The sequence below is a fragment of the Longimicrobium sp. genome (genome assembly GCF_036280135.1).
Classification (GTDB): Bacteria; Gemmatimonadota; Gemmatimonadetes; order Longimicrobiales; family Longimicrobiaceae; genus Longimicrobium.
Window position 1 is genome coordinate 1 of sequence record NZ_DASURI010000121.1, and the last position, 9,125, is coordinate 9,125.

8 protein-coding genes and 1 rRNA gene are annotated in these 9,125 nt (G+C 70.2%); 5 read left to right on the plus strand and 4 right to left on the minus strand.

Going from position 1 to position 9,125, the window contains the following annotated elements; translation table 11 throughout:
* On the minus strand, positions 1–1,615 hold a 1,615-nt coding region (locus VFZ20_RS03800), incomplete at its 3' end, for a TonB-dependent receptor plug domain-containing protein (protein WP_329682499.1).
* A gap of 492 nt (positions 1,616–2,107) precedes the next feature.
* On the opposite strand from VFZ20_RS03800, the gene VFZ20_RS03805 reads away from it, so the two are divergent.
* Positions 2,108–2,326: a DUF3343 domain-containing protein gene (locus VFZ20_RS03805; protein WP_329682500.1), complete on the plus strand. Its 219-nt coding sequence runs from the start codon at positions 2,108–2,110 to the stop codon at positions 2,324–2,326.
* 105 nt (positions 2,327–2,431) lie between these two features.
* Here the strand turns inward: VFZ20_RS03805 and VFZ20_RS03810 are convergent, their stop codons facing one another.
* Entirely contained in the window at positions 2,432–4,009 is a 1,578-nt protein-coding gene (locus VFZ20_RS03810; protein WP_329682501.1) for a trehalose-6-phosphate synthase, read from the minus strand.
* A 169-nt stretch (positions 4,010–4,178) separates the two neighbouring features.
* Positions 4,179–4,406, minus strand: a complete 228-nt coding sequence (locus tag VFZ20_RS03815) for a hypothetical protein (protein ID WP_329682502.1) — start codon at positions 4,404–4,406, stop codon at positions 4,179–4,181.
* 198 nt (positions 4,407–4,604) lie between these two features.
* Here VFZ20_RS03815 and VFZ20_RS03820 point away from each other — a divergent pair, with 198 nt between their 5' ends.
* From VFZ20_RS03820 to VFZ20_RS03835, 4 genes are read left to right on the plus strand one after another with little or no spacing between them, the layout of a single operon-like run.
* Positions 4,605–5,000: a response regulator gene (locus tag VFZ20_RS03820; RefSeq protein ID WP_329682503.1), complete on the plus strand. Its 396-nt coding sequence runs from the start codon at positions 4,605–4,607 to the stop codon at positions 4,998–5,000.
* A complete protein-coding gene (locus VFZ20_RS03825) occupies positions 4,997–5,977 on the plus strand; it encodes a diguanylate cyclase (protein WP_329682504.1) in 981 nt (326 codons plus the stop codon). Before VFZ20_RS03820 ends, VFZ20_RS03825 begins: the two co-directional genes overlap by 4 nt.
* Entirely contained in the window at positions 5,974–8,064 is a 2,091-nt protein-coding gene (gene ligA, locus VFZ20_RS03830; RefSeq protein ID WP_329682505.1) for an NAD-dependent DNA ligase LigA, read from the plus strand. The genes VFZ20_RS03825 and ligA overlap by 4 nt, the downstream gene beginning before the upstream one ends.
* The gene (locus VFZ20_RS03835; RefSeq protein WP_329682506.1) at positions 8,064–8,615 is read left to right on the plus strand and encodes a hypothetical protein; all 552 of its coding nucleotides are present in this window, start codon (positions 8,064–8,066) and stop codon (positions 8,613–8,615) included. Before ligA ends, VFZ20_RS03835 begins: the two co-directional genes overlap by 1 nt.
* 273 nt (positions 8,616–8,888) lie before the next feature.
* Here VFZ20_RS03835 and rrf read toward each other — a convergent pair.
* Positions 8,889–9,005, minus strand: a 5S ribosomal RNA gene (gene rrf / locus VFZ20_RS03840).
* Positions 9,006–9,125 lie beyond the last annotated feature (120 nt).

A 9,125-nucleotide genomic window follows, 5' to 3' on the forward strand; every position in this document is an offset into this window, starting at 1 on the left:
GCACGCCCGAGAACGTGTTCTGGTCGTTGATGTCGCGGTCCCAGCTCAGCGTGCCCTCGGCCAGCACCTTGCTCGCGTACGAGTTGCCCGTCACGCCGCTGCCCGTGGGCGAGCCCGGCTGGATGCTGGGGCTGTTGTACAGGTACGAGCGCAGGTTGTACTGGTCCACGCCCGTGTTGAAGCGGGCGCTCAGCCAGTCGTTGATCTGGTAGTTGGCGAACGCGTTGCCCAGCACGCGCAGGCTGCGCTCCTCCACGTTGTTCTGCCGCAGGCCCACCGCGTTGGGGTAGAAGTCACCCACGTGGTAGTCACCATCGGCGTTGAACACCGGCTCCAGGGGCGACGACGCGATGGCGTTGGCGAACGGCGACACCACGCTGTTGTCGCTGGCCGCGCGGTCCGTCACGGCGCGGGCCAGGCCCACGCTGGTGCCCAGGGTGAGCTTGTCGCTCACCGAGTAGTCCAGGTTCAGGCGGCCGTTGAGCCGCTCGTAGCCCTGGGGCTGCACGATGCCGTCCTGCTGCAGCCGGCTGCCGCTCACGAAGTAGCGCGAACGCTCCGTGCCGCCCGTGATGCTGCCGAACAGGCTGCTGATCCCCGCCGGCTCGATCACCTGGTCCAGCCAGTCGGTGTCGATACGGCCCGTGGGGTCGATGTTCGTGCCGATGTTGTCGTTGTAGTACTCGAACAGCGAGGGGTAGCCCGTGGCGCCCGCGTACCCGTCGTTGACCCACGCCTCGTTGTACAGCTCCAGGTACTGCTGGGCGTTGGTCATCTCCGGCACCCGCCAGGCGTTCTGCGTGCCCACCCAGCTGTTGAACTGGATCTCGGGGCGGTCGGCCGAGCGGCCGCGGCGGGTGGTGATGAGCACCACGCCGTTGCTGGCGCGCGAGCCGTAGATGGCGGCCGCCGAGGCGTCCTTGAGGACCTCGATGGACTCGATCTCGTTGGGGTTCAGGTCCGCCAGCGCGTCGATCTGCTGGCCGCCCAGGAAGTCCTCGCCAAACGGCGAGAAGTCGCCCTGGATGAGCGGCACGCCGTCGACGACGTACAGCGGCTGGTTGCCCGCCGAGATGGACGAGGCGCCGCGCACGCGCACGCTGATGGCGCTGCCCGGCGTGCCCGAGTTCTGCTGCACCTGCACGCCCGCCACGCGGCCCTGCAGGACCTCGTTGATGGTGGGCGTGGGCAGGTCCGCCGTCTGCTCCGCGGGGCGGACGGACGCGATGGCGCCGCCGGCCGCGTTGCGGCGCTCCGTCTGGCCGTAGCCGATGACCACCAGCTCGTCCAGGCCCAGCACGTCGGGCGTGAGGGTGAAGTTGGCCTCCGCCGGCGTGGTGCCCACCGTCACGGTGCGCGTCCCCGCCGCGAAGCCGATGCGCGCGGCGCGCACGGTGCGCTGGCCCGCGGCCACGTTGTTGATGGCGTAGCGGCCTTCCTGGTTCGTGACCACCGTCTGGTTGGTGCCCACGACGGACACCGACACCCCCTGCAGCGGCTGACCCGAGCCCTGCTCGGTCACCACGCCGCGGATGGTGCCTCCCTGCGCGAGCGCCGCCGCCGGCGCGAACGCCAGCGTCAGGGCCGCGGCAAGCAGCGTACGAAGTGTTCTCATCCTGCATTCTCCGGGTTCAACGTCGACCATCTCTCTCGTAGAGACCGACGAAAAGGTACCGCACCGACTGCGTTTCCCCTGCCCGCACTCCGCGCCCCCGCGCCCGGGCCGCGATTGCGGATGTCTCCGCTCCTGTCGGGTTCCTCGGATGTGACGCGTGCGCCCGTCCCGCCAAGCGGCGGACGGGCGTTTCATCAAGGCTCGCGCGCTTCCGGTGCCCGGCGGCACGCGAGGGCTGAAGGGAACGCGAGGCCGGCCACCCTGGCCGGCCCCTGAGGGTAATACGTCCGGGGCAATGGGAATCTGACGGCCCCATTGCACCGGGACGAACACTGGCCGGAACGCCGGCGGCGCTCCAGCTTGCATGCAAATCGGGAACCGCGCGGATTGGGGTTCCCCCGAAATCACAGCTTTAAGGCAATGGTAACGGGTGAGCGTAAAGCGCGCAAGCCATTGGCGTTACACTCTGTCCAACCTTTCCGGACGGGTGCCGTGAGCGTTCCCGTCTTCGTCTTCGAGACCACGCACCACGCGCTGTGGGCCGAGGAGGTGGCGCGCGAATCCGGCATCCCCGCCGAGGTGGTCCCCGCCCCGCCGGCGGCCCGGGCGCGCTGCAATCTTGCCCTGGAAACGCTCCCCGAGGACGTGGACGCGCTCGCCGTCATCCTGCACGCCCACGGTGTACCGCACGCCCTCTGGCCTCCCCACTGAAAACAGAAAAAAGATTCTCACGCAGAGCCGCAGAGGCGCAGAGTACTTCGTTCCGAGATGAAGTACTCCGCGCCTCTGCGGCTCTGCGTGAGAAATCAGTTTTCTTTATTCTTCCTCCGACTCCGCCGCGTCTGCGTACAGATCGGCGAAGAGCTCGTCGTCCGGCTCCACCGCCGTCGCCCGCGGAGAGACCGGCGCGGCCGACGCCCCGTCGCGGGCCACGCCGCCCCACGCCGTGAAGACGTCGTTCAGCCAGTCGTAGATGGTCGTCAGCGAGCCCTGCAGGCGCTCCATGGCCGCCGCGCGATCGGACGCGGGGAGCGTGAGCGCGTCGCGGATGCGCAGGGCGCACCCCTCGGGGTCGTACGGGTTGATGAGCACGGCGTCCGCCATCTCCTCCGCCGCGCCGGCGAACTCCGACAGCAGCAGGGCGCCGTTGCGGTCCACCTGGCTGGCCACGTACTCCTTGGCCACCAGGTTCATCCCGTCCTGCAGCGAGCCGATGATGCACACGTCCGCCAGCCGGTACAGGATGGCCAGGCGCTCCACCGGCAGCGACTGCTTGAGCAGGTGGATGGGCCGCCAGTCGCCCGTGCCGAAGCGGTCGTTGATCTCCCACACCTGGCGATCCACCTTCTGCGCCAGGTCGTCGTACGCCTCGATGTCGCTGCGGCTGGGCACCGCCACCTGGATGAAGGTGAAGCGCTCGCGGAACTCCGGGTACCGCTCCCACAGCATCTCCAGCGCCTTGAACTTCTCCGGCAGCCCCTTGGAGTAGTCCAGCCGGTCCACCCCCACGCCGATCATCCCGCCCCGCGGCGCGTACCGCTGGCGGATGCGCGCCATCTGCTCCTCCGCGTCCGGGACCGTGGCCGCCTCGCGGAACTGGTCCACGTCGATGGAGATGGGGAACGCGCCCACGTGGCAGGTGTGGCCGTCCAGCGTGGCCGTGCGCGCCTGCCAGTCCACCTCCGCCCCCGCGATGCGCCGCGCGCAGCGCAGGAAGTTGTCCGCGTGCATGGGAAGGTGAAAGCCCATCAGGTCGTTCGCCAGCAGGCCGCGCAGCAGCGCCTCCGCCTGTGGCGCCAGCCGAAAGATGTCGAACGGGGGAAACGGGATGTGCCAGAAGTGCGACAGCGTGAGGTCCGGCCGCCGCGCGCGGATGAGCGCGGGCGCCAGGGCCAGGTGGTAGTCCTGGATCCACACGGCCGCCTGCTTGCCCTGCGCCTCTTCCAGCACGGCGTCGGAAAAGCGGCGGTTCACGCGGCGGTACCGCTCCCAGTACCGCGTGCGCACGCGCGTGAGGTCCGGCCGCAGGTGGCACAGGGGCCACAGGAACTGGTTGCTGAACCCCAGGTAGTAGCGGTGGATGTCGTGGTGCGTGAGCCACACGCGCCGCAGGGTGTAGCGCGGATCCTCGGGCGGCACCTGCACGCGGTGATGCGGATCCACGACGGCCGCGTCGGCCTCGCCGCTGCCCCACGCCACCCAGGTGCCGCCCAGGGCCTGCATCAGCGGGTCCAGCGCGGAGGTGAGCCCGCCGGCCGGCCGGCTCACACTGGTCTCGCCCACCTCGGCGGACCACCGGTGCTCGTACGGCTCGCGGTTGCTCACCACGACAAAGCGCCGGTCGGCGAACATCCGGCGAAAGAGGGGCCCCAGCTCCTGCGGTGCGATCGGCATCAGGCGTTGAAACGTCGGTTCCGGTTCCACGGCGCGGAGAACGGATGATCCCGCGCGCGTCTTGAACGAAAGGCGAGGGACAGGCCGGTTGCAGGCTGTTCCCTGTAACCCGTCCCCTGTCCCCCGCGGTTTTCCCGCCGCGAGCCCGCCCCGCCGGACGAAACGCGGCCTACAGTGCGAACTTCTTTCGCGCCATGCGCCCCGCGGCGCCGCCGGCGGACACGTGCAGGCGCTTGCCCGTGGGCGCCCTGAGGCCGCGGGCGCGGCGGACGGCGTCGCTGCCGGGCGTCTCGCGGCGGCCCGTGTTCCACAGCAGTCCCACGCCCGCGCCAAAGACGATGCCCAGGGCAAACCCGCCCAGGATGCTCAGGCGCCGCGACTGCTCTTCGTATTGCATCGGTGCTTTCGTGGGGAAAGGGGACGCGGTGCCGGCCCGGGGGCAACGCACGTGCCACCGGGCGGCCACGGACGCGGCGCGCGGGGCAGGCTTGCCCCGGGGAACCGCCCGGGTATTATTAACCGTCTGCCCGCGGCGCGCCATCTGGCGATCGCCTGGCGGGCACCAGGGACGTAACCGTTCAGGAGGCACATCCGGATGGCGGACTCCAGCAAGACGGTCCTTCTCGTTGAGGACAACGAGGACAACCGGACCGTCTACCGCACGATCCTCGAGCACTTCGGGTACCAGGTGATCGAGGCCAGGAATGGCGAGGACGGCGTCCGCATGGCCCGCGAGGACCATCCGGACCTGGTGTTGATGGACATCTCCATCCCCATCATCGACGGGTGGGAGGCCACCCGCATCCTCAAGGGCGACCCGGCCACCAGCGACATCCCCATCATCGCCCTCACGGCCCACGCCCTGGCCACGGACCGAGCCAAGGCGCAGGAGGTGGGCTGCGACGGGTACCTGGCCAAGCCCTGCGAGCCCCGCCGCGTGGTGGCCGAGGTGGAGAAGTTCATCGGCTCCGGGCGGGAGGCCAACGCTTGACCCTGCAGGAAGCGTCGGACGGCGGCCCCACCCGCATCCTGGTGGTGGACGACGTCCCCGACAACGTGGAGATCCTGGACGCGCGCCTTTCCTCCCGCGGCTACGCCGTCGTCACGGCGTCCAACGGCGAGGAGGCGCTGGAGCGCGTGAAGGACGAGCCGCCGCACCTCATCCTCCTGGACGTGATGATGCCCGGGCTGGACGGGCACCAGGTGGCCCGGCGCATCAAGGACGACGAGCGCCTGCCCTTCATCCCCATCATCCTCGTCACGGCCCTCAACGAGGCCGAGGACGTGGTGCAGGGGCTGGAGAGCGGCGCCGACGACTACATCAGCAAGCCGTACAACTTCCGCGAGCTCGAAGCGCGGGTGCGGGCCATGCTGCGCATCAAGTTCCTGCAGGACGAGCTGGACCTCAAGAACCGCGAGCTGGAACTGGCCAACAAGCGGCTCAAGAAGCTGTCCATCACCGACGGCCTCACGGAGCTGTTCAACCACCGGCACGTGCAGGGGCTGCTGCACGACGAGTTCGAGCGCAGCCTGCGCACGGGCGAGCCCGTGGCCGTGGCCATGATGGACCTGGACCGCTTCAAGAACATCAACGACACGTACGGGCACCCCACCGGGGACGTGATCCTGTACGAGACGGCCCGCATCATCAAGGAAACGGCCCGCGAGATCGACATGCCGGGGCGCTACGGGGGCGAGGAGTTCATCGCCATCCTCCCCGGCACGGAGGAAGAGGCGGCCGCCGCCTTCGCCGAGCGCGTTCGGCACGCCGTGGAAAGCCACGTGTACCGCGACGGCGCCACGGAGGTGCGGATGACCGTCTCGTGCGGCGTGGCCTCCTTTCCCGGCGACGGCATCGACTCGCCGGAGTCGCTGCTCAAGGCCGCCGACGAGGCGCTGTACCAGGCCAAGCACGGCGGCCGCAACCAGGTGATCCGCGCATCCCAGGCTTCCCCCGCCACGGAATGACCCCGCCCGACACGGCCTCGATGGCCGCGCGCGCCGCCGAACTGCGCGAGGCCATCGAACGCGCCAACCACGAGTACTACGTCCTCGACGCGCCCACCTTCTCCGACGCGGAGTACGACCGCCTGTTCCGCGAGCTGCGGGAGCTGGAGGCGGCGGACCCCGCCCTGCGCACGCCCGACTCGCCCACGCAGCGCGTGGGCGCCGAGCCCGCCAGCCGGCTGGAGAAGACGGAGCACATCGCGCCCATGCTGTCGCTGGACAACGCATTCGGCCCGGACGAGCTGCGCGCGTGGGAAACGCGCAACGCCCGCATCCTGGACGAGGTGCGCACCCGCGGCTACGTGGCCGAGCCCAAGATCGACGGGCTGGCCATCGCGCTCACGTACGAGGACGGCGTGCTGGTCAAGGGCGCCACGCGCGGCAACGGCGCCATCGGCGAGGACGTTACGCGCAACCTGCGGACGATCAAGGACATCCCCCTGCGCCTGCGCGCGGACGGGCCCGTGCCGCCGCGCCGCTTCGAGATCCGCGGCGAGGTGTACATGTCGCTGGCCGGCTTCGAGAAGCTCAACCAGCGCCGCGCGGCCGAGGGCCAGGCCACGTTCGCCAACCCGCGCAACTCCGCCGCCGGCTCCCTGCGCCAGCTGGACCCCGCCGTCACGGCCTCGCGTCCCCTCCGCTTCTTTGCCTACGCGGTCGAGGCGGGCGGCGAGACGCTGCCGTTCGACACGCAGTGGGGGCTGCTGGAGACGCTGCGGGCGTGGGGGATGCCCGTCAATCCGCTGGCGCGCCCCTGCAAGGACCTGGACGAGGTGCTCGCCTTCGTGGCGGAGTTCGAGGGGCGGCGCTCCACGCTGGACTACGAGGTGGACGGCGCCGTCATCAAGGTCGATCCGCTCCCCCTGCAGGACGAGCTGGGCATCGTGGGCGGGCGGGAGCCGCGCTGGGCCATCGCCTACAAGTACGCGCCGGACCTGGCCGTCACCACGCTGAAGTCCATCGAGATCAACGTGGGCCGGACGGGCGCGCTGAACCCGTACGCCGTGCTGGAGCCGGTGGAGGTAGGCGGCGTGGTGGTCAAGCTGGCCACGCTGCACAACGAGGACGACATCCGCCGCAAGGACATCCGCGCGGGCGAAAAGGTCATCCTCAAACGCGCCGGTGAGGTCATCCCCCAGGTGGTGGGGCCCGTGCTGGAGGAGGGGCAGGCGCGCGCGGCGCAGTTCGAGATGCCGACCGTCTGCCCCGGCTGCGGCACACCCGTGGAGCGGCCGGAGGGCGAGGCCATGGTGTACTGCCCCAACAGCGCCTGCCCGGCGCGCATCTACTGGGGCATCGTGCACTTCGCGTCGCGCGGGGCCATGGACATCCGCGGCCTGGGCGAGCAGACCATCAAAACGCTGCTGGAGCGCGGGATGGCGCGCGACGTGGCGGACCTGTACACGCTCACGCGCGACCAGCTGCTGGAGCTGGAGGGCTTCAAGGACAAGTCCGCGCAGAACCTGCTGAACGGCATCGAGACGTCGAAGCAGCAGGGGCTGGCGCGCGTGCTGTTTGGCCTGGGCGTGCGCCACGTGGGCGAGATCGCCGCGCAGACGCTGGCCCGGCACTTTGGCGGCATGGAGCGGCTGATGGCGGCCACGACGGAGGAGATCGAGGCCGTGCACACCATCGGCCACACGATGGCGGCCGCGCTGCACGCCTGGATGGCCGAGCCGCGCAACCAGGAAGTGGTGCAGAAGCTGGCCGCGGCCGGTGTGAAGATGACGGAGGAGCGCGCCGAGCCGGCCCAGGGGCCGTTCACGGGCAAGGCCTTCGTCATCACGGGCACGCACCCCACGATGTCCCGCCCGCAGTTGGAGGCGTTCATCCAGCAGCACGGCGGGCGGGTGACGGGGAGCGTGACCAAGAAGACGGACTACCTGGTCGTGGGCGAGGACGCGGGATCCAAGCTCGCCAAGGCGCAGGAGCTGGGAATCAAGCAGCTGTCCGAGGCCGACCTGCTGGCCCTCCCCGCCGCGCTGGACTCCGCCGCGGAGCCCGCCGACGCGCCGGCGGAAGACGAATCTCTCCACCTGGAGCTGTGATGAACGCCACCACCGCCGCCCCGTCGCGCTTTGTGCAGGTGCCCGCCACGCTGCTGGGCACCGTCCGCCGCTTTGTCGTGGGCGACCGCGAGCCCATGGAGGCCGTGACCGTGCTGCGCGAGATCGGCTACGAGCTGGGCGACGAGGTGTACGGCGGCCTGCAGGCGCGCCTGTCGCGTGACTTCAGCGGCGCGTCGTGGGATGCGCTGGACCCGGCGGAGTTCTGGCGGGCGGCGGCCACGTTCTTCGCGGACCGCGGCTGGGGCACGCTGGAGTTCCGCGACCTGCACCCGGCCGTGGGCGTGCTGGAGCTCACGGGCTGGGTGGAGAGCGAGGCCGGCGGCGGCCCACGCGGGGCGCACCTGTCCACGGGCCTGTTCAGCGCGCTGCTGGAGCGCCTGGCGGGTGCCGGCGTGGCCGTGATGGAGGTGCCCTCCGGCGCCGCGGACCGCACGAGGCTGCTCTTTGCCCGCGGCGACGTGCTGGGGCAGGTGTACGAGCACGTGCGCGGCGGCGCGAGGGTGGAGGAGGCCCTGGCGCGGCTGGGGTGAACTGCGAACTGTGCGGGGAACAACCTGCAACTGCGTCACCATGACGGCTCGCACCTTCCCTGGCGCGGGCCGTCTTCCTTTACGGCCAATGCGCCGCCGCGTTCGGACTCGCCCGTGCCCTCTGCGTCCTCCGCGGCTCTGCGTGAGAATGTCAGTTGCCGTTCCTCTGCTGCCCCTGCTGCCTCTGCGTGCGAATGCAGTTGCTCGAGGACTCAGGCCAAAAGCAAACGCCCGCTCCGATCTGAGTAGATCGAAGCGGGCGTTTGAAGATGAGGCCGGCGGCGCCGTACTCTCCCACCGGGTGGCCCCGGCAGTACCATCCGCGCAGCGGGTTTTCACTTCCGAGTTCGGGATGGGATCGGGTGGATCCCCCGCGCCATAGCCACCGGCCGTAAAGGTCCGGGTCAGGGAAGAAGTCGGGTTGTGCTGTAAGCATCGAACGACGCGAGTCACGCGCGTCCGGAACTTGGGTGGACCGGTCGGGGAGGTCGAAACCTCCCGCAATCAGAC